General features: G+C 54.5%; 16 protein-coding genes. 8 read left to right on the top strand and 8 right to left on the bottom strand.

What is annotated here, in order from left to right:
• The first annotated feature begins 56 nt into the window (after positions 1 to 56).
• From RRF55_RS16510 to RRF55_RS16540, 7 genes are all read left to right on the top strand, one after another.
• Positions 57 to 1,541 carry an aldehyde dehydrogenase family protein gene (locus RRF55_RS16510; protein ID WP_023312812.1) on the top strand — a complete coding sequence of 495 codons (1,485 nt, stop codon included), beginning with the start codon at positions 57 to 59 and terminating at the stop codon, positions 1,539 to 1,541.
• Positions 1,542 to 1,936: 395 nt separating this feature from the next.
• Positions 1,937 to 3,019, top strand: a complete 1,083-nt coding sequence (locus RRF55_RS16515; protein WP_004147457.1) for a YncE family protein — start codon at positions 1,937 to 1,939, stop codon at positions 3,017 to 3,019.
• Between the two features lie 59 nt (positions 3,020 to 3,078).
• Positions 3,079 to 5,277 (top strand): TonB-dependent receptor, encoded by a 2,199-nt coding sequence (locus RRF55_RS16520; RefSeq protein WP_064153152.1) that lies wholly within the window; start codon positions 3,079 to 3,081, stop codon positions 5,275 to 5,277.
• Between the two features lie 107 nt (positions 5,278 to 5,384).
• On the top strand, positions 5,385 to 6,761 hold the full coding sequence (gene pheP / locus RRF55_RS16525) for a phenylalanine transporter (RefSeq protein WP_004151811.1): 1,377 nt from the start codon (positions 5,385 to 5,387) through the stop codon (positions 6,759 to 6,761).
• A 187-nt stretch (positions 6,762 to 6,948) separates the two neighbouring features.
• Positions 6,949 to 8,154 carry an MFS transporter gene (locus RRF55_RS16530; protein WP_004198867.1) on the top strand — a complete coding sequence of 402 codons (1,206 nt, stop codon included), beginning with the start codon at positions 6,949 to 6,951 and terminating at the stop codon, positions 8,152 to 8,154.
• Positions 8,155 to 8,170: 16 nt separating this feature from the next.
• Entirely contained in the window at positions 8,171 to 9,193 is a 1,023-nt protein-coding gene (locus RRF55_RS16535; protein WP_004151812.1) for a sugar phosphate isomerase/epimerase family protein, read from the top strand.
• 1 nt (position 9,194) lies between these two features.
• On the top strand, positions 9,195 to 10,346 hold the full coding sequence (locus RRF55_RS16540) for a Gfo/Idh/MocA family protein (protein WP_004151813.1): 1,152 nt from the start codon (positions 9,195 to 9,197) through the stop codon (positions 10,344 to 10,346).
• Positions 10,347 to 10,365: 19 nt separating this feature from the next.
• Here the strand turns inward: RRF55_RS16540 and RRF55_RS16545 are convergent, their stop codons facing one another.
• The gene (locus RRF55_RS16545) at positions 10,366 to 10,782 is read right to left on the bottom strand and encodes an Exc2 family lipoprotein (protein ID WP_004151814.1); all 417 of its coding nucleotides are present in this window, start codon (positions 10,780 to 10,782) and stop codon (positions 10,366 to 10,368) included.
• A 663-nt stretch (positions 10,783 to 11,445) separates the two neighbouring features.
• Here RRF55_RS16545 and RRF55_RS16550 point away from each other — a divergent pair.
• Positions 11,446 to 12,141 (top strand): helix-turn-helix transcriptional regulator, encoded by a 696-nt coding sequence (locus RRF55_RS16550; RefSeq protein ID WP_004228166.1) that lies wholly within the window; start codon positions 11,446 to 11,448, stop codon positions 12,139 to 12,141.
• A 6-nt stretch (positions 12,142 to 12,147) separates the two neighbouring features.
• Here RRF55_RS16550 and RRF55_RS16555 read toward each other — a convergent pair whose 3' ends face one another.
• The 7 genes from RRF55_RS16555 to RRF55_RS16585 form a co-directional block, all read right to left on the bottom strand.
• Positions 12,148 to 12,831, bottom strand: a complete 684-nt coding sequence (locus RRF55_RS16555) for a hypothetical protein (protein ID WP_004153315.1) — start codon at positions 12,829 to 12,831, stop codon at positions 12,148 to 12,150.
• The gene (locus RRF55_RS16560) at positions 12,828 to 14,447 is read right to left on the bottom strand and encodes a hypothetical protein (RefSeq protein ID WP_004176984.1); all 1,620 of its coding nucleotides are present in this window, start codon (positions 14,445 to 14,447) and stop codon (positions 12,828 to 12,830) included. Before RRF55_RS16560 ends, RRF55_RS16555 begins: the two co-directional genes overlap by 4 nt.
• Positions 14,437 to 16,974: a TcfC E-set like domain-containing protein gene (locus tag RRF55_RS16565; RefSeq protein ID WP_004153314.1), complete on the bottom strand. Its 2,538-nt coding sequence runs from the start codon at positions 16,972 to 16,974 to the stop codon at positions 14,437 to 14,439. The genes RRF55_RS16560 and RRF55_RS16565 overlap by 11 nt, the downstream gene beginning before the upstream one ends.
• Before the next feature lie 8 nt (positions 16,975 to 16,982).
• Positions 16,983 to 17,660, bottom strand: coding sequence for a hypothetical protein (locus RRF55_RS16570; protein ID WP_004152948.1), 678 nt, complete (start codon positions 17,658 to 17,660; stop codon positions 16,983 to 16,985).
• Positions 17,661 to 17,724: 64 nt separating this feature from the next.
• Positions 17,725 to 18,303, bottom strand: coding sequence for a common pilus major fimbrillin subunit EcpA (ecpA, locus tag RRF55_RS16575; protein ID WP_004151820.1), 579 nt, complete (start codon positions 18,301 to 18,303; stop codon positions 17,725 to 17,727).
• Between the two features lie 70 nt (positions 18,304 to 18,373).
• On the bottom strand, positions 18,374 to 18,880 hold the full coding sequence (locus RRF55_RS16580) for a LuxR C-terminal-related transcriptional regulator (RefSeq protein WP_187439292.1): 507 nt from the start codon (positions 18,878 to 18,880) through the stop codon (positions 18,374 to 18,376).
• Positions 18,881 to 19,672: 792 nt separating this feature from the next.
• Positions 19,673 to 20,071, bottom strand: coding sequence for an NUDIX hydrolase (locus RRF55_RS16585; RefSeq protein ID WP_002892937.1), 399 nt, complete (start codon positions 20,069 to 20,071; stop codon positions 19,673 to 19,675).
• Positions 20,072 to 20,224: the final 153 nt, after the last annotated feature.

The raw sequence follows: 20,224 nt of genomic DNA on the forward strand, positions 1-20,224 counted from the left end.
TGCGGCGGGAAGCCGTGCTGTGATGGGTTAACTTTGCTGAAAAACGGGTGCTGACGATGAGCGAGATAACCTTACTGGCGGAAGTGACCGCCTTCTTACGCCAGCCGCACGGGCAGTTTATTGCCGGTCAACGTGAGGCGGGCCGCGGCGCGCCGTTCGCGGTGATCAACCCGGCGACCGGGCAGGCGATTGCCGAGGTCACCGCGGCGGATAGTGACCAGGCGGATCGCGCTATGGAGAGCGCCCGCCAGGCGTTTAGTCAGTGGCGCGAGATGCCGACGCTGGCGCGCGGCGCGCTGCTGCTGAAGCTGGCGGACACGCTGGCAGAGCATCGCGAAGCGCTGGCGCAGCTGGAAAGTCTCTGTTCCGGCAAAACTATCACGCTGGCGCGGATGCTCGAGCTGGACCAGTCGGTGGCGTTCCTGCGCTACTTCGCCGGCTGGGCGGGGAAAGTCACCGGTGAAACGCTGGATGTCTCGCTGCCATCGATGGCCGGGGAGAAATATACCGCCTTTACCCGCCGCCAGCCGCTGGGGGTGGTGGTTGGCATCGTGCCGTGGAACTTCTCCATCATGATTGCCATCTGGAAGCTGGCGGCGGCCCTGGTCTGCGGCTGCACCATCGTCCTCAAGCCGAGCGAATATACGCCGCTGACGCTGCTGCGCGTGGCGGAGCTGGCAAAAGCGGTGGGTATCCCGGATGGGGTGATTAACGTGGTCAACGGCGCCGGCGGCGAGATTGCCCAGCGGCTGATTACGCATCCGGCCTGCGCCAAGGTGAGCTTCACCGGCTCGGTGGCCACCGGGGAAAAAGTCCAGCAGTCGGCCAGTGCGTCAGGTAAACGGGTGACCCTTGAGCTGGGGGGGAAAAACGCCGCGCTGTTCCTCGATGACCTGACGCCGGAGGCGATGGTCAACGGCATTATTGAAGCTGGCTACCTGAACCAGGGGCAGATTTGCGCCGCTGCGGAACGTTTTTATCTGCCGCAGGGAAAACTGGATGCGGTACTGGCGCTGCTGAAAGACAAGCTCAGCGCTTTTGCGCCGGGGTCGCCGCTGGATGAACGGACGCTGATGGGGCCGCTGGCCAACCGCCAGCAGTATGACAAAGTTTTGCGGCTCATTCAGACCGCCCGCGACGAGGGCGATACCATCGTCTGCGGCGGCGAAGCGCTGCCGGGGGAGGGCTATTTCCTGCAGCCGACCGCGGTTAAAGTGCGCAGCGAAGAGAGTACTCTGATGCGCGAGGAGACCTTCGGCCCGGTATGCAGCTTTATCGGCTATCGCAGCGAAGAAGAGGCGCTGGCACGAATTAATGCTTCGCCGTATGGACTGGCGGCCAGCGTCTGGTCGGATAATATTCGTCAGGCGCTACGCTACTCGGAGGCGATTGAGGCCGGCATCGTATGGGTCAATATGCATACCTTCCTCGACCCGGCGGTACCGTTCGGCGGCATGAAGGGCTCGGGCATCGGGCGCGAATTCGGCAGCGCGTTTATCGATGATTATACGGAGCTGAAGTCGGTGATGGTGCGATATTAATCGCCGTTCAGCGACATAGCGCTGTCATGTGTCGCTTTGCGCCAGATAGGCAACACATTGTGTGCCTTCTGGCCCGCAACCCGGGCGGTGCACGGCATCGCTTCCGGGACGCTTTTCCCGTCACGGATCCTTTCTTCCCCTCCTAATCCGCCATTGCCGTAAAAAAAATCAGCAGATTATCTTTTTTGCCCGCCAGGACTTGTTTGACATTAGATAATGAGTATAGTTCTCATTCTCTTTTTCATTCGTAATTTTGGCAAGGTTCGAGCTGCGCCAGTGAGTCGTTCACTAAGAGTCGCGAAGGCGTAGGGTGACGTAAAGACAGCAGGCTGGAAACACACAATATCGGCCGCTGCGCGTCCATCGGGTCATTGATTTTTTATAGGGTTGATCCAATGAAATACACACTTCCGGCGTTGACGCTGGCCATCAGCGCGGCGTTAAGCGGCTGCGCGACGCCTCATTCCTCTGCCGTTTCCCAACCGGTTGTCGACTCGCCAGTCCCTAACGTGGCGCAACCGCTGCAGCGCCAGCTAGCGGAAGGGCTGTACGAGATGGCGTTAAGCCCGCAGGGTGATGCGCTGTACGTCGCCAGCGCTGAAGGCTTTAAAAATGTACAGGGCGGGGCGGTTTACACACTGGATCCGCACACCCTCAATACCATCGGCCTGACGCATACCGATCTGAAAAACTTCGCTTTACAGCTCTCTGCGGAGGGTAAAACGCTGTATGTCAGCAATTCGCTGGACGGCGGCATCAGCGCTATCGACACCGCCACCGGCAAGGTAAAAAACCGCCTGCTGTTCAGCGAGCGCAATGAAAAAGGTCGCCCTTATGGGGCCCGTCAGCTGCTGTTGCTGAATAATACTCTCTACGTTGGCGCGGTCGCCGACCCGGCGCAAATCTGGGTGGTTGACGCCACTACCCTGAAGCTGAAAACGCGGATTAAAAATACCGGTAAATGGATGACCGGCCTGCACTACTCCGCGCAAACCGGTCGCGTGTACGCCGCTAACGGCAGCGGTGAAATTCTGGTGATCAACCCGCGTAACCAACGCATTGAACAGCGCTGGAAGCCGCTGGGCGACAAGCCGGCGCTGCTGCTTAATATGGCCGAAGATAGCGACACCGGCCGTCTGTTCGTGACCGACAACTCGAAAGCGAAAACCACTCTGGTGCTGGATATCCACAGCGGCAAGCTGCTTAAACAGCTCGACGTCGGCGATTCGCTGGCGGTGCAGTTCAATAAGAAACGCCACGAAATTTATATTTCACAGCGTGAATCCGGCAAGGTCATCAGCCTTGACGCCAGCCGCTACACGCTGAAGAAAAGCTGGGCGCTGCCGGCCAATCCCAACAGCCTGCTGCTTTCCGCCGATGGTCAGACGCTGTTTGTCACCGTCAAACAGCCCTTCAATAAAGACCACTCCACTAAAGGCCCGGACAGCGTCGTACGTATCGACCTGAACGCGCAATAAAAATAACGGGTCCGGCGACGGGCCCTTTGATTCATTTATCCTCATCCATGGGGCAAATTATGCACACCACGCACTATTCATCCTTCCCGCTGCGTAAAACGCTGCTGGCCTTAGCCATCGGCGCCGCCAGTCAAACGGCGATGGCCGCGGACGCTGCCGCCGCGAAGCAGCCTGGCGAAGAGACCCTCATCGTCGAGGCTAACGAAACCAGCGATTTTAAATCCGGCGGCGACCTGGTGGTTCCGGCATTCCTCGATGGCCAGATCGCCCACGGCGGCCGTCTGGGGATGCTTGGCGAACAAAAAGCGATGGACGTCCCGTTTAACGTCATCGGCTATACCTCGAAGCTGATTCAGGATCAGCAGGCGAAAACTATCGCCGATGTCGTCAGTAACGACGCTGGCGTGCAGGCCGTACAGGGCTACGGCAACTTCGCCGAGACCTATCGAATCCGCGGGTTTAAGCTCGATGGCGATGACATGACGATGGGCGGCCTGGCGGGCGTGGTGCCGCGTCAGGTGATGGACACCCAGATGCTGGAGCGCGTTGAAATTTTCAAAGGGGCTAACAGCCTGCTTAACGGCGCGGCCAGCAGCGGCGTCGGCGGGATGATTAACCTCGAGCCGAAGCGGGCGGAAGATCTGCCGACCGCACGCGTTGGCGTCGACTATACCTCTGATTCTCAGGTGGGCGGCACCCTCGACCTGGGGCGCCGTTTCGGCGACAACAACCAGTTCGGCGCCCGGGTCAACCTGGTGCACCGCGAGGGTGAAGGCGCTATCGATAATGATAAACGCCGTACCACGCTGGCTTCGCTGGGGCTTGATTACCGCGGCGACCGTTTCCGCTCCTCGCTCGATTTCGGCTATCAGAAGAAAACGTTCCACGGCGGTACGATGGGCGTCAATATCAGCGGCGTGGATTTCATTCCGGCGCTGCCGGACAACAGCAAAAACTACAGCCAGAAGTGGGGCTATAGCGATATTGAAAGCGAGTTCGGCATGGCGAAGGCAGAATATGACCTGACCGATAGCTGGACGGTATACAGCGCCCTCGGCGGCCAGCATTCGCATGAAATTGGTACCTACAGCGCGCCGAAGCTTCTGAATAAAAACGGCGATGCGACGGTGGGCCGCCTGGATACTAACCGCATTATCGACGCGATCAGCGGCATGGGCGGGGTACGCGGCGATTTCAATACCGGCGCGATTTCGCATAAGGTGAACCTCGGCTATGCGGCGCAGGTGCATACCGATGCGACCGCCTGGCGGATGTCGGCCAGGAACCCGACCACTAATATCTATGACAACCATGATGTGGCGATGCCGGATAGCGCCTATTTTGGCGGCAACTACCACGATCCGCTGGTCACCTCGCGCAGCCGTACGCAGGGCTGGCTGCTGAGTGATACCCTCGGCTTCTTTAACGATAAAGTGCTGTTTACCGCCGCTGCTCGTCATCAGAAAGTGGTTGTGCGCAACTACAGCAACGCCACCGGGCTGGAAGATACCTCTTCGCGTTATACCCAAAGCCGCTGGATGCCGACGTTTGGCCTGGTGTACAAGCCGTGGGAGCAGCTGTCGCTGTATGCTAACCATACCGAAGCGCTGCAGCCGGGCTCTGTGGCGCCGACGACGGCGGCCAATGCCGGGCAGAGTACCGGGATCGCGCACTCGAAGCAGGACGAAGTGGGCGTCAAGATCGACTACGGTACGATCGGAGGATCGCTGGCGCTGTTTGAAATCAAAAAACCGAACGCCATTTCCGATACCGCTGGCAATTACGGCCTCGACGGCGAGCAGCGTAACCGCGGCGTAGAGATGAACGTCTTTGGCGAGCCGATGCTGGGACTGCGTCTTAACGCCAGTACCGTCTGGCTGGATGCCAAACAGACTAAAACCGCTGAAGGCGCAACCGACGGTAAAGATGCCATCGGGGTGGCTAACTTCTACGCGGTACTCGGCGCCGAATATGACATCAAGCCGGTGGAAGGCCTGACCGCCACCGCGCGCGTCAATCATAGCGGCTCGCAGTATGCCGATGCGGCCAATACCAAGAAGCTGGATAGCTACACCACCCTGGATTTAGGCCTGCGCTATCGTATGCGTCTGAACGCCGACCAGAACGAAATGATCTGGCGCGTCGGGGTGACCAACGTGACCAACGAGAAGTACTGGTCTGGCATTGACGATACCGGTACTTACCTGTTCGAAGGCGATCCGCGTACCGTCCGCGTCTCAATGAGCTACGACTTCTGACGCTAAAAAAAGCGGGGCGGGCGGCTGACGCTCGCCCCACGCAACTTGCGACAATCCCCCCTAAGTGATAAAAGGTGCCCCTTCACAAAAACACACAGGGGAACGACGTGAAAGACGCGTCAACGTCGTCGGAGACCGTCACGGAAAGTGGCCCGACGCTTCATCGCGGTTTACAGAACCGACACATTCAACTTATCGCCCTTGGCGGCGCCATTGGCACCGGCCTGTTTCTCGGCATTGGTCCCGCTATCCAGATGGCCGGTCCGGCGGTCTTACTGGGCTACGCCGTGGCCGGGATTGTCGCTTTTCTGATCATGCGTCAGCTGGGCGAAATGGTGGTGGAAGAGCCAGTATCCGGTTCCTTTGCCCACTTTGCCTATAAATACTGGGGGCCGTTCGCCGGCTTTCTCTCCGGCTGGAACTACTGGGTGATGTTCGTGCTGGTAGGGATGGCGGAGCTGACCGCCGCCGGGATCTATATGCAGTACTGGCTTCCCGACGTGCCCACCTGGGTTTGGGCGGCGGCTTTCTTCATCATTATTAACGCCGTCAACCTGGTCAACGTACGCTTGTATGGCGAAGCGGAGTTCTGGTTCGCGCTGATCAAGGTGCTGGCGATTATCGGCATGATTGCCTTCGGCCTGTGGATGCTGTTCGGCGGCCACGGCGGCAGCAAAGCCGGGTTCGACAATCTGTGGAAACACGGCGGCTTCCTCGCCACCGGCTGGCACGGACTTATTCTGTCGCTGGCGGTGATCATGTTCTCCTTCGGCGGGCTGGAGCTTATCGGCATCACCGCCGCCGAAGCGCAAAACCCGGAAAAGAGCATTCCCAAAGCAGTCAATCAGGTGGTCTATCGTATCCTGCTGTTCTATATCGGTTCGCTGGTGGTGCTGCTGGCGCTCTACCCGTGGGTGGAGATCAAATCCGACAGCAGCCCGTTTGTGATGATTTTCCATAATCTGGACAGCAACCTGGTGGCCTCCGCGCTGAACTTCGTCATTCTGGTGGCCTCGCTGTCGGTGTATAACAGCGGCGTGTACTCCAACAGCCGGATGCTGTTCGGCCTGTCGGTGCAGGGTAATGCGCCGAAATTTCTCGCCCGCGTCAGCAAGCGCGGCGTGCCGGTGAACTCCCTGCTGCTCTCCGGAATTATCACTTCGCTGGTGGTGGTGCTGAACTACCTGCTGCCGCATGAAGCGCTGGGGCTGCTGATGGCCCTGGTGGTGGCGACGTTGCTGCTGAACTGGATCATGATCTGTATGGCGCACCTTAAGTTCCGCGCCGCCCAGCGCCGCAAAGGGCGCGAATCGAAGTTCAAAGCGCTGCTGGCGCCCGCCAGCAACTACTTCTGCATTGCTTTCCTTGGGCTGATCCTGGCGCTGATGTGCACTATCGACGGCATGCGTCTGTCGGCGATCCTGCTGCCGGTGTGGATCCTGTTCCTGTTTATCGCCTTCAAACTGCTGCGCCGCCCGGCGTAAGCGAGATGCCCCGCCGTCCGGCGGGGCTGCCTGCCTTTTTATTGTGATCCTCTTCGCAGGCGGCGCATTTGCCTGGCGATCTTCTTTTTGTAATCGATTACTTTTGTTTTGAGTGGTTTTGTAATCGATTACTTTTCTGAGGGCGAGCAACATGGTCACAACAACAGAAGGTCGGGAAAGTGTCCGCGTGAGCCACCGTTTTCTGGTGCCGCGGCTGTCGTTAATGATGTTTATGCAGTTTTTTATCTGGGGCAGCTGGTCGGTGACCCTGGGGCTGGTGATGACCCGCTATGAGATGTCATTGCTGATCGGCGATGCGTTCTCCGCCGGGCCGATCGCCTCCATCTTGTCTCCCTTTGTGCTGGGGATGCTGGTGGATCGCTTTTTCGCCTCGCAGAAGGTGATGGCGGTGATGCACCTGGCCGGGGCGGCGATCCTGTGGTTTGTCCCGCAGGCGCTGGTGGCGCAGAACGGCGCCCTGCTGATTGGCCTGCTGTTCGGCTATACGCTGTGCTATATGCCGACCCTGGCGCTGACCAACAATATCGCCTTCCACAGCCTGGCCAATGTCGATAAAACCTTCCCGGTGGTCCGCGTGTTCGGCACCATCGGCTGGATTATCGCCGGGATCTGCATCGGGGTGACCGGTATCTCTGATACCACCGGCATCTTCACGCTGGCGGCGCTCTGTTCGGTCGCGCTGGCGCTCTACAGCCTGACGCTGCCGCACACCCCGGCGCCGGCCAAAGGCATGCCGGTTCAGTTTCGCGACCTGCTGTGCGCGGACGCCTTCGCGCTGCTGAAAACCCGCCATTTCCTGATTTTCTCCCTCTGCGCCACCTTAATTTCCGTGCCGTTAGGCACCTATTACGCCTATACCGCGTCGTATCTGGCGGATGCCGGCGTCAAAGATGTCAGCACCGCGATGTCCTTCGGTCAGATGTCAGAGATCGTCTTTATGCTGGTGATCCCGTTGCTGTTCCGTCGCCTCGGGGTGAAATACATGCTGCTCATCGGCATGGCGGCGTGGTTCGTCCGCTACGCCTTTTTCGCTCTCGGAGTCAGCGAGGAGGGGCGCTTCCTGCTCTATCTGGGCATTTTGCTGCACGGCGTGTGCTATGACTTTTTCTTTGTCGTTGGCTTTATCTACACCGACCGCGTGGCGGGCGAGAAGGTAAAAGGCCAGGCGCAGAGCATGATTGTGATGTTCACCTACGGGATCGGCATGCTGCTGGGCTCGCAGATCTCCGGCGCGCTGTATAACCATCTGGTGGCCGGCCAGAGCGTGCCTCAGGCCTGGGTGACCTTCTGGTGGATCCCGGCGGTGGCCGCCGCGGTTATCGCGCTGATTTTCCTTTTCTCTTTCCAGTACAACGAGAAAGAGCCGCACTAATTTTTCAGGAGGGGGTATGAAAACGATTAAGGGACCGGGCATTTTTCTGGCGCAGTTTATCGGGCCGCGGGCGCCGTTCAACACCCTGGCGGGGATAGCGCAGTGGGCCGCCGGCCTGGGGTACAAGGCATTGCAGATCCCCTGCAACCACCCGGCGATTTTTGATGTCGAGCGGGCGGCGGCGAGCCAGACCTACTGCGACGAGGTCAGCGGCATCCTGGCGGAGCATGGGCTGGTGATCAGCGAGCTGTCCACTCACCTTGAAGGACAGCTGGTGGCGGTGCATCCAGCGTATGACGCGGCGTTTGACGCCTTTGCCCCGGCGGCGCTGCATGGCGATCCGCAGGCGCGCCAGCGCTGGGCGGTGGAGAAAGTGCGCCAGGCGGCGGTAGCCTCCGGCCGCCTGGGGCTGCAGGCGCACGCGACCTTTTCCGGGGCGCTGGCATGGCCCTTTTTTTATCCGTGGCCGCCGCACAATCAGCCGCTTCTGGATGAGGCCTTTGCCGAGCTGGCCCGGCGCTGGCGGCCGCTGCTGGACCTCTTCGACGAGCAGGGGGTCGATGTCTGCTATGAGATCCACCCCGGCGAAGACCTGCACGATGGCGTGACCTTTGAGCGTTTTCTTGCGCTGGTGGATAACCATCCGCGCTGCAATATGCTCTATGACCCGAGCCACCTGCATCTGCAGCAGATGGACTACCTGACCTATATCGATATCTATCATGCGCGTATTAAAGCGTTTCACGTCAAGGACGCCGAATTTCGCCGCAACGGGCGCAATGGCGTCTACGGTGGATACCAGCCCTGGCAGCAGCGGGCCGGGCGTTTCCGCTCTCCCGGCGACGGGCAGATCGACTTCAAAGGGGTGTTCAGTAAGCTGACCGAATATGATTTTGCCGGCTGGGCGGTGCTGGAGTGGGAGTGCTGCCTGAAGGATAGTGAGACCGGCGCGCGCGAGGGCAGCGAGTTTATCCGCCGCCATATCATTCCCGTTGCCGGACGGGCCTTCGATGACTTTGCCGCCGGCGGGAGGGAGTAACATGATTCAGGTTGCGATTATCGGGGCAGGGTTTATTGGCCCGGCGCATCTGGAGGCGCTGCGGCGGCTGGGAGATGTCGAGGTGGTGGCGTTGTGCGACAGCCGCCTTGAGGCGGCGCAGCGCAAGGCGCGAGCGCTGAACATTGCCCATGCCTACGACAGCGTGGAGGCGCTGCTGGCCCATCCAGGGCTGCAGGTGGTGCATAACTGTACGCCCAACCATCTACATGCCCAGATTAACCGGCAGATCCTCGCCGCCGGGCTGCACGTCTTCTCCGAAAAACCGCTGTGTATGACGGCGGAGGAGGCGCGGGAGCTGGTGGCGCTTGCCGCCCGGGCCGGCGTGGTGCATGGCGTCAGCTTCGTCTACCGCCAGTTCGCTATGGTCCAGCAGGCGGCGGCGATGATCCGCCATGGCGAGGTCGGCAGAATCTTCGCGGCGCACGGCAGCTATTTACAGGACTGGATGCTGCTGGAGACCGACTACAACTGGCGGGTCGATTCGGCGCAGGGGGGCGCGTCGCGGACGGTGGCCGACATCGGCTCCCACTGGTGCGATACCGTGCAGTTTATGACCGGTCGGCGGATTGTCGAGGTGATGGCGGATCTGTCTATCGTCTGGCCAACGCGTAAAGCGCCGGTCAATGGCAAAGCGACCTTCAGCGCCGTTCACGAGGCGCAGGCATATGAAACGCGGCCTGTCGATACCGAGGACTTTGGCTCGGTGCTGTTGCGTTTTGACGATGGCAGCAAGGGCAGCTTTATGGTCTCTCAGGTGAGCGCCGGGCGGAAAAACCGTCTGGCGGTGGAGATTAACGGCAGCCTCTGTTCTCTGGCCTGGGATCAGGAAGTGCCCCAGCGGCTGTGGATCGGCCACCGCGAGCAGCCGGATCGCCTGCTCAGCGATGACCCGAGCCTGCTGCGGCCGGAAATCGCTGACAGCGCCCATTACCCCGGCGGCCACATTGAGGGCTGGCCGGACGCCTTTAAGAATATGATGGGGCATTTTTATCAGGCGGTGCGCGCCGGGAAGATGCCGGCGGCCGGGGCCCGGCGCTTCGCCGCTTTCGACGACGGCGCCGATGTGATGTACATCATCGAGGCGATCGTCAAAAGCCATCAGGAACAGCGCTGGGTCAGCGTCGAACGCTGAGCGCAGGCGGGGCGCAGGATTATTTCACCCCAAGATAGCCGTCGAGATAGGCACCGGAGAGCTCGTTGCCGAACAGGACGGCATCTTTATTTTCCATCGCATTATCCCATTTGTCGCTGGCATTGCCGGTGAAGGCGTGCTCGGTGCGGGTGCCCTGCGCCGCCTGCTGTTTGATGGCTTCCGCGGTGCGGCGGGCATCACTTTCGCTCATGCCAGCGGCTTTATCCTGCTGTCCGCGGGCATACATCGCCGTAAAGGTCGGCAGGTTTAAACGGTAATTTTCCTGGCGGTTGACGGTGAAGTTGCCGCCGACAAAATCGGAGCGGTGGGCGACGAAGGCGTAGGCATGGCGTTCCGGTGACGATTTTGACGAGGTGCAGCCGGTGATCGTTGCCAGGGCACAGCTGAGGGCGAGAACCGCGGTGGTGAGCCTCATGGGGATATCATCCTTAATCATAAAAGAAAAAATGGGGCGCAGGCGGTCTGTTGCGCCTCCTGCGCTAATGAGAATATGAAACGGCAAAAGGATGCGCGTTAACGGGGCGGGAGAGAAGCCCTGATTATTAATAGTTTTCTCGCGCGTTCCCGCGCTTTCGCGCCAGGCTGACCAGAGGTCATTTATGATAGCCTGCAGGATCCACCTCTATGGCTGCGCTCTTCCACACCGGATAAGCTGGCAACCCTTAGACGTGTTTATCGGGCTACGGCGGGGATCCTTATCCCTATAAGCAACGTTCATGCTGAATTCACAATGATTCAGGCATTCCTCGCACAGTTCGCTACGGCAGAAACAAATTTTATTTACTCTTCACATCCTCCATCGCTCCGACAGCAGGCCCAGACTGATTTAGCCGCTGGTTTGCATATCACGTTTATCTTTACTGACAGGCATCAAAATAATAAATATGATATTTATTAGCTGTAATGCATAAGCATGGCAGCTAAACATAGGAACAGTATGAGGTTAAATTTCAGTTTTTTTTTAAACTTTTGATTGCTTGTGTTGATATTTATCTGCTTGTGCAAGGGTATTATACATTAATCTTTATTTTATTATTTTATAGTAAATAAAATACACCTTGGGTTTATTGTTTACAGAGTGTTTGATATTGCTTATGTATCTTTACTAAATTTTTTAATGACTTGCGAGGTGATTATAATGAGAGGGTGTAACTGTGAGATTAAATGTATCGCCTGTGGATTAAACTGCCGGATTGAAGCGAAAAATAAAATAGAGCGCACTCTCTGTGGAGAGAAGAAATTTTCTGTGTGGCCAGACAGGAACTATTTTTTTAAACGGGCAGTAAATGATCTGGTTTTCCGTGAACTCACCTGTTTTGTACCTGAAGGTATAGTGGTGGTGGATTTTTCATTGGGAAATATATTGTACTTTCTGAATGAGTGCTGGACCAGGAAATTGCGGGATAGTGGTCTGAAAATCATTCTGATAGCAGATAAAAACATGCTGCCAATGGCTAATTTTTGGAGGCTGCGTTCCGGGTTTTCCTGGGCAGTAGTGGAAGTGAATAGTGACTTAAGCAACTTAATTAATAAAATAAAACGCGTTATGCTGGGGCGGAACCTTCTGTGCAGGCGCACACCGTCGCTGACGGAGCATGAAATGAAGACGCTGTGCCTGCTTGCAGAGGGGCATTCCAGCCAGGATATCGCCCGTATCATGGCGTGCGATACCCGCAGCGTCTACCGCTTTCAATACTCTTTATGCAAGAAGTTCGGCGGGCTCAATCGCCTGCGCAATCTGCGCTTCAGGCATACTATCCCCGCGCTGGATTAGCCGTGATTAACCCGGCGCATCCATGAAACAGCCATCACCTAATTTATGATAACGGCCTAATGCGACGATATATTTCCTGTTGCTATTCTTCGCCTCAGGGCCTGTCCAGCTATCCCCTGGCAGCATATAAAACTGTGTAGAGCTTTCATCATCACCATTACAACCTTTCTGGAGAATGACTCTGAAATAGGTATTGCCGGTATTTTTAATGGTGCCCGTGGCTTCGTTGATCTCATACTGGAAACGCGTTTTTCGAGGGCGAACAATGAGAATGGTGCTCATCGATACCGAAGGGACAATATTCAGTTTTTTCTGCTCCATGCGCCAGGGAAAAACCGTGACGGGCGTTTCTTTAAAGATCACCCGATAATATCGCTCAATGTCATCTCCAGGCCCACGGTAATAGAGTTTAAAATACTCCTGGCCATTGGCCTGTACGGTGAACTGCAGCGGCGACCAGACCAGGTCTTTGTCCTGACCGGGCACCGGCCGTTCATTACCGTTGCCCGGCCTGGCGATTTTGTAAGCCGAGATGGTATATAAGTTATTGCTGCTTGTATCATTGACTAACGGCCGGGAGATAAAATCTTTACTGGCATCCATATCATAAATGATGGAATCAAAGTACACCGCGGAAGCGGGCTGAATACACAGCCCGCACAATCCGATGAAAAGCATTTTCTTCATCATACCCCCCGATCGACGCCAACCCAGGTGGCGGTCACTTTTACATCCCCGGTGGCGCTGACGGTTCCCATCCAGTCATGACCATCAGTAGTGAACTGTGAATGCGAGTCATCCATCGGAAACAGCAGTTTCAGCGTGGTGGTAAAAAAGAAACCATCGTTGACGTTGGCGTTCCAGGCCGTCTGAACCCAGGCGGCGTTGGTCATATCAACGGGGTTTTCACCGCAGCTGTTGCGCACTCTTACCGCGTTACCGGCAGCGGAAGTCCATTCGAGGAAGGCCGGGACCGGCACTTTTAGCGTCTCGTCTGCTGAGGTAAACAGACAGTATGGCTGACCATATATGTTGATGGCGTCGCCAGTCACCTGGGCGGTGATGCTGTCCGCCTGACGCGACGCGGAGGTAGTAACTTTATACTCAAAGGTGATGGGCGTTTCGCTACCGATCTTGCCAGATGCTTTTGGATGAGCACTCCCGTCGCTGGCGATAATGCTGATGCCGTATTCACGCGGGATGATGTTAATTAGTGTTGATGGCGTAAACTGATAATAACCTGATTGAGGAGTCACGGAGTTATCAAAATAAAAGGTGAACAGCTCATCTTTGTTGGTTAAATCTGTGCCCGCCTTGAGAGCTTTTTTGAAAAAAGCGTTGGACAGAAAGACATAGATGTACTCCCCTGACGGTTTGAAGACCTTGTTATAGGTGCTAGTCGAGCCGAAATTGGTCCAGCTGGCGCCATCACCGCTGTACTTGACGTCAGACGAAGAAGGGGAAAATCCCAGCAGCGTCGTATCGATAACCATCCGGAAATCAAGCGAAGTGGTGAGGGTTTTGGTTTCCTGAAAGCTGTAAGACACCATTTTACAAATGATCCCCGAAGCGCTCCCTACCACCCCCATCTGGCACAATTCAGAGCCGAGGTTGACGCTTGGCGTACCGTCGCTGGCAATCCACACTTCCGCCATCGCGCCGGTACTGTTTAAGGTCAGATGCGAGACCTTTTCGAGGTTCATCGTGTAGTAAACCCACTTTCCTCCGCTGGGGAGATCTTTACAGCGAACGCCGGAAGCAAAGTCATAATCAGCTTTGGAGTCCATATAGCAAAGATTCAACTGCAAACTATCGATGGTTCCCACCGGCCGATTACGAAAATACTCATATGCCGACTGACTCAGCACCCCGGCGCCGTAGTAACCATTGGCCACGCTGTTGCCGGACATCGCGTGATAGAAGCCGTCTTTGTCGAGTACATCGGCGGGGATATAGCCCGAAGCCGGGCAGTTCGCGCCCGTTGACATGCAGCGGAGCCCGAGAAACGGTTGGTTAATCGGGGAGTTGTCTATCCAGAGGTCAAAATAGCGGTTGCTGTAACTCCAGCCTGAGTTGCCCATGTATCCCAGACTACGCTGGTTCGTTTTATATTTCGTCCAGATATTGGCTCCAGTGAAGCGCGGGGACAGGGAGCTGGTGGTGATGAAATATTCATCATCGACATCGTTGTCGATAAACATATAGGTGTTGCTGCCGCTCCCGTCGTTAGTAGCGGTAAGTGCCATAGCCGGCGCGGCTAGCAGCCAGCCGGCCAGCAGCATGATGGCCTGGGGTTTAATAGACATTCTTAATATCTCCAGTCACTGATGCCGTTTGTTGTTGGATCTCACAAGGGATCTCACCGACCCATACGGCACCTTTCGCTTCTCGCAGATCCAAATCCACTTCGCAAATACCGCCGAATTTATCGACCAGGGTAATCACCGGATAGCGCTTATCAACGTCCATGGCGAACTCGCCGAGTTCGTCGGTGCGTGTTTTACCAATGTGGTTATGTATATCGGCGTTGGCGTAGTAACCACCGCGGCGATCTTTCACCCGGCCAAATACGGTGACGAGCTGTTTGATTTCCGGGTTAATCACGCTGACGTTGCCGGGATAGAGCACGACTTTGTTCCGCCGGCCGTTAACGATGTCGACGCTGTCTTCCGAATTTTTGTCGTTCATCAGCTCCACCTTGTATTCGGCGTAGGGCGGAAGACTGATGAAGTTGCTTTTGCCGGTCAGCGGGTAGTTCTGGCCGTTGATCTGCGCCATCATCCTCCCCTTGCCGCTGAAATTGGTATTCACCACCAGGCCTGCGGTTTGAGTGCCTTTGCCGACATAAACATTTTTTTCCGTCCAGGCCAGGCTGCCCTGCGAGCTCAGGCTGTAGTTTGAACTGTGCTGCGATGAGCGGCTAACGGAGACGGTGCCAGCGTTATATTTGGTGTCATAGCTGACGTAACCATTGGCGGCGTAATCGTCGGAACGATAGCGGCTATCGTCATTTTTATTCTGTTTAATCTGCTTCGAAACCGATGCTCCCACCTGGGTAATAGCGCTGTCGTCAAAGCTTTTGCGCAGCGTGGCGTTCGCCAGCATGTTTCCATTCTGGCTGGACACGCCGGTGCTGAGCCAGGTAGAGAAGGGGATAGAGACATCAATATTGACGTACTTATCACGCAGATTTTCATGGTTGTTGTATTGATAGTTCTGAATACCGGCGCGCAGCGACACGGTCGCATAGCGATTGGCTAACAGCGATTGGTCGTAATCGACGTTGGTATAGGTGCTGCCGGTATATTTGTTATTGGTTCGGCTGACGCTCAGCGTACCGAGGAACGGCGCGATTTTGCGCAGATTGGCATTGGCGCCGATGGTCACGTAGTCATTCTGCTGCATCGGGAGCGCGTTACCGATGGAACTGTACTGGCGCGACCCCCACAGGTTGCCGTAACCGTCGGGTAAACTCATATTAAAGGTGGAGGTACTCTGCCAGCTGCCGTCGGTAGCGAGCAGCCCCTGCTGGTTAAAACTGAACGCGTCGTTGAAAATAACGTTCGCTTCCGTTTCATTGACGCCGTTAGTGTCAAAACCGTAGAGCGTGGTTTTCAGATTGACGCCGGAAAGCCAGGGTTGGCTGGTTGCCGCGGCGATCCCGGCTATCCATGTATTCTTTGTGCCATAATTGATGTTGTATTTGTGGCGATAGTCCATCTTGTTGTATTCGAGGCTGCCGCCGAAGGTTTGCCACGAGAGATCGCCGGTCACGCTCGATTTACGGGCGAACGTTTTATTGATGTTCGCCGTCCGGCTGCTGACCACGCGCCCGTTAACTACCACCTGGATATCAACGTTGTAGATGCCAAATGGCAGACGCGACGTATCGAGCTCGTAGCTACCCATCGAGAAGTTTTGAATGCTGAGCAGTTTGCCGTCACGATAGACGTGTACTTCACCAGCGGCCGGGAGAAACACCGTGACGGGCACCAGAGCAAGCGTATTGTCCTGCGTTTGTGAACTGCTTTTATTGCCATAGCTGACGCCGTAAATACGGCTGGAATTCAGGGCGCTCATGCTGGCAATCGATTGCAGATTCCATGTATCCACCATACCCATTGCCAGGCGGCGTCCCTGATAGTCACGTTCGTACATCGAGCGATACAGTTTACTCTCCTGGTTGCCGGTACCTATCCCGTAAAGAGAACCGTTAAAGTTCAGATGGTGTTCCCGCAGCGACCAGGTATTATCCAGCGTCAGATAGCTGCTGGCGTTATCGGTATTCTCATATTTGTTGTAATAGCTCCCCATCGAGTAATTCAGCACGCTCGAGAGATTCTGGGCGGTAGATTCTCCAAGCATATTGGTACGCGGCAAAATAGCGGCCTGCATGGCTGCCCGGTTAACCGTCAGCTCGAGATAAAAGGAACGCGTATCAAGTGAAAGTGAGGCGTCTTTGTTGATATAAACGCGCTGACCGTCGCCGATGCTTTTATCCTGCATCTCGTTGAGCAATGATTTAATCTGAGGTGATAGTTCGGTTCGCTCCGGCAGATCGCTGAGCGCGATCTGATTCAGGCGAAACTCATTATCCTTGATGGTCAGGATGGCATCAGCGATTTTTTGCTGACTGCGTTGGGTACTATTATCGCCTTCATAACGAATAAAAACAGGGACCGACATGCCCTGATATAACGCGTTAGCAAATACCGAAGGAATAATATAGTTACTGACTTTGACTGGCGCTGTAGCATTAGCTGCCCAACCCTGGTTTACTGTAATCAATAACCCAGCGAACAACGTCCCTTTGACATAACCAAGATTATCCATGATGTTACTCAGTTTACATTTATATATTGCTCACCGTGCCATATTCCAATTCGCGTTTTTTTATTGGTGAGATCGGTATGCTTTATTTTTACGCTGACACCAGGCATGACATAATATCGCTCACGGCAGCCTTGTCCCTCATCCTTCGCTTTATCACGACAGGGACCGTAGGAGATCACACGGAATGAAGCGTTACCAGTATTGGTTACCGTGTCATTATCGCGACGATAGTCAAATCTTTCTTCTCGCGGCGCGACCACCAGAATGGTACCAATAATGGCTGAAGTCGTTGCCTCGCCCTGTTTTTTCTTTTTACTGGCTTCAAACTCGGTTACCGGCTCATCGGTCCAGGATATTCGGTAGTAACGTTCCTGGTTATCCTGAGGTCCTTTGTAAAAAAAACGAAAGTTCTCTTTAGCATTGCCGGGTAATATCAGGCTGGCGGGTGTTGATAATAATTCCGATCTGTTCGCCATCGGGATAACCGTGCCACCGGCCATAGGCGATGAGATACGCTCCACGCTGACGCTAACGTAACGCGCCGTATCGGTGGTATTAATGATTTCTTTTGCCAGAGTCGAGGCATCCGGCCCCATTATTGAGGTGACGTCTCCGACATTAATCGCATGGGAGGAGGGCGTCACGGTGAATAAAAAGAGAGAGAGGAATAATGGATTCAGTTTCATGGCGCATCCTTATAAGGAGGCCGAGGCCTCCTTGTCTTACCGGACAGGTGTTGGCTACACCTGATTAGATAGTCCAGACCGCATTAAACTGAACGCGAACGTCGCCGCTCCAGTAACCGTCGGTTAAATCTTTGAACTCAGCGGCAGTGCTGCCGTCAGAAGTCGCGGAGTCGATAGTGAAATCGAAGTTACCCTGAGTGCTGACGCGATCGGCGCCTGCGAAGGCGGTCGCGACAGCCAGCGCATCCAGACCCGCGGAAATGTTGTTGGAAGTATCAATCATCGTTACCGGGGTGGATTTGTTCAGCGCGTTGCCGTTCCAGTTCACACCGACGGCCAGAGTAGAGGCGTCAGTGGTACGGCTCAGGGTGTTGCTCACGATCTGAGAGGTCAGCGTAAAGTCAGTCGCGCCAGACTGGCCCTGGATGGTGATGTCAAAAGCGCCTTTCTGAGAGTTAAACGCTTTAATCCCTTCCGCGTACTGGAAATTCAGGGATTTCAGCGGAGTGACAACTAGCGCGCTGGTGGTGTCTTTCGTTGCGCTTGCATCCCAGCTTGCAGTGGCGGAAGCAGTTACGTCAGCCATTGCGTTGGAAGAGATAAGAGCCGCAGCCGCAACACCTGCTAATACGATTTTTTTCATTTTCAATTTCCTGAGAATAATTAAGTTAGTTCCATTTATGGAGTTATTGCTATAAATACTGATAATGACTTTATCCAGATAAAATAATGTTTAACTTCCCTCTGCCTCCCATCTTATTCTGCAAGCTGAGCTTGATTGCGTAGATTCTTTTTTCTGCCATCTGCAATTCTTGTGCTATCTCTTTAACTGACTTCTCTGCAAGTAAAAGATCGAGTACCAATACCTCTTGAGCGCTTAGTTTCTGACGATAGCCGCGTCCATCTTTTTGGCCGAGAAAGGAAAGATGTATTTTCCTTTCAATCTCATTTCGGGTATCGCTGGTATAGATAATTGAAAGTATTTGCTGACAACGGTGTTTCCAGTACAACGCCAGTGGTTGCGCTAATCTGTCGGCAATCAAAACTATCCGCAATCCTGTTTTGATCAGATATTCAATCCATTTATCATTGGTGAATAATCTGATGTTGTAGCGAGAAAAATCAACAAAAACATATCCAGAATTAGAGAAGTTGTAATGCTTGTTAATTAAAAAAAAATGCACGCCATTTTTTAAGTAGATGTTTTTATCAGGCCACACGCAATAGTGAGTTTCAATACATCTAATCGATTTTATCGTAGGTCGTGGATAGATTTCGCACTGATACTGGCAGCTAATACAGTATGCCTTCTCATATTTCTGTGGAACCATGTGTCGATTTATTTCCCTATATTGTCTTACCTTATCGTTCAATGATGTGGCTATATTATGGCTAGTTAATAAATGTGACAACTTTAATTTCAAGGTGGTTATTTTGCTGAAAAATGTGTAAATTCTTAAAGTCAAAAAATACTGCGAATCATACTAACCTGCTCTTATTAATAAGAAAAATCTTAATGGGCAGGATTTTATAGCGAACGCAGCTTAAGAATTATCCATTGCGACCAGGAATTTTCTCGCTGAATGAGCAGTAATTGGTTAAAAAAAAACAGCACAATAAGTCAAAAAAAGCGCAGCCACACACTATTTTGTTAACATTTTGTTTTAAATTTGTTTTTTAATTTGTGTTTTTTCAGGCGGATATTCCCTTTTTTGTAAGGTGAAGTTGCGCTGTTTGATGCTCAGAGTGAAAGAAGGCGCGGGCAAAATATGATCTGGCGTACAAAACAGCAGAGGCCCATGCATAAAGACGCGTTAATGTTTAAGGAGAACTCGTCAGCAGTCTGTGCGGAATAGTGATGGTACAAAGCGGACAAACAGGTCACGGAGAGAGTTAGGGGGGCCGCATGGATTGGCTCTGCCTACAGGTAGCCGTAAATACTTCAAGACGAGGATGGTGTGGATTTTTACTTGCAGATAAATGAGCCAAAACTTTCGATGCGTTTGGGGTGGTTACACCCCTTTCAGCAGAGGGAGCAGGTGGTTTTCGGTAAGGGGAGCAAGCTTAATATGCCGATCCTGACCCGGCGTAAACCAGATCACTTCTTCTATTTCCATCGTCGGTGTAAAGCTTACCCTGTTCGTGGCTATCAGAAAGACATCCGCAGAGACAAGATGACCTGGCTCGTTTGCCGCCGCATCAGTGAAACGGCCTACCTGGACCAGTTCTTCTGGTGAGACGCTGAAGTTGAGTTCCTCCTCCAGCTCGCGGATCAGCGCCGCGTGCGGGGTCTCGCCGATTTCAGGCTTGCCGCCGGGTTGCATAAAATATTCAGTTCCCCGCTTACGCACTAAAAGACAGCGTCCCTGACTGTCGGTGATAATTGCCGCTGCGATAATAATCATTTTCATTGCGCTCAAAATACCCCATTTCTATACCAATGCCGTAGCATACCCGAGTGAGTTTTGCATTTTGCGAAATTACATCAGCGCCACCATGATAGCCCGCTAAGCGTGCTAATCAATCCCGTCATGTTTTGCAAAAGCGGTTAACGTCCTGGCATC

This window comes from Klebsiella sp. K47, from assembly GCF_051858335.1.
Classification (GTDB): domain Bacteria; phylum Pseudomonadota; class Gammaproteobacteria; order Enterobacterales; family Enterobacteriaceae; genus Klebsiella; species Klebsiella pneumoniae.

Coding starts and splice junctions, on each gene's coding strand:
- RRF55_RS16510 (WP_023312812.1), top strand. CDS start 57: ATGAGCGAGATAACCTTACTGGCGGAAGTGACCGCCTTCTTACGCCAG.
- RRF55_RS16515 (WP_004147457.1), top strand. CDS start 1,937: ATGAAATACACACTTCCGGCGTTGACGCTGGCCATCAGCGCGGCGTTA.
- RRF55_RS16520 (WP_064153152.1), top strand. CDS start 3,079: ATGCACACCACGCACTATTCATCCTTCCCGCTGCGTAAAACGCTGCTG.
- RRF55_RS16535 (WP_004151812.1), top strand. CDS start 8,171: ATGAAAACGATTAAGGGACCGGGCATTTTTCTGGCGCAGTTTATCGGG.
- RRF55_RS16540 (WP_004151813.1), top strand. CDS start 9,195: ATGATTCAGGTTGCGATTATCGGGGCAGGGTTTATTGGCCCGGCGCAT.
- RRF55_RS16545 (WP_004151814.1), bottom strand. CDS start 10,782: ATGAGGCTCACCACCGCGGTTCTCGCCCTCAGCTGTGCCCTGGCAACG.
- RRF55_RS16555 (WP_004153315.1), bottom strand. CDS start 12,831: ATGATGAAGAAAATGCTTTTCATCGGATTGTGCGGGCTGTGTATTCAG.
- RRF55_RS16560 (WP_004176984.1), bottom strand. CDS start 14,447: ATGTCTATTAAACCCCAGGCCATCATGCTGCTGGCCGGCTGGCTGCTA.
- RRF55_RS16565 (WP_004153314.1), bottom strand. CDS start 16,974: ATGGATAATCTTGGTTATGTCAAAGGGACGTTGTTCGCTGGGTTATTG.
- RRF55_RS16570 (WP_004152948.1), bottom strand. CDS start 17,660: ATGAAACTGAATCCATTATTCCTCTCTCTCTTTTTATTCACCGTGACG.
- ecpA (WP_004151820.1), bottom strand. CDS start 18,303: ATGAAAAAAATCGTATTAGCAGGTGTTGCGGCTGCGGCTCTTATCTCT.
- RRF55_RS16585 (WP_002892937.1), bottom strand. CDS start 20,071: ATGAAAATGATTATTATCGCAGCGGCAATTATCACCGACAGTCAGGGA.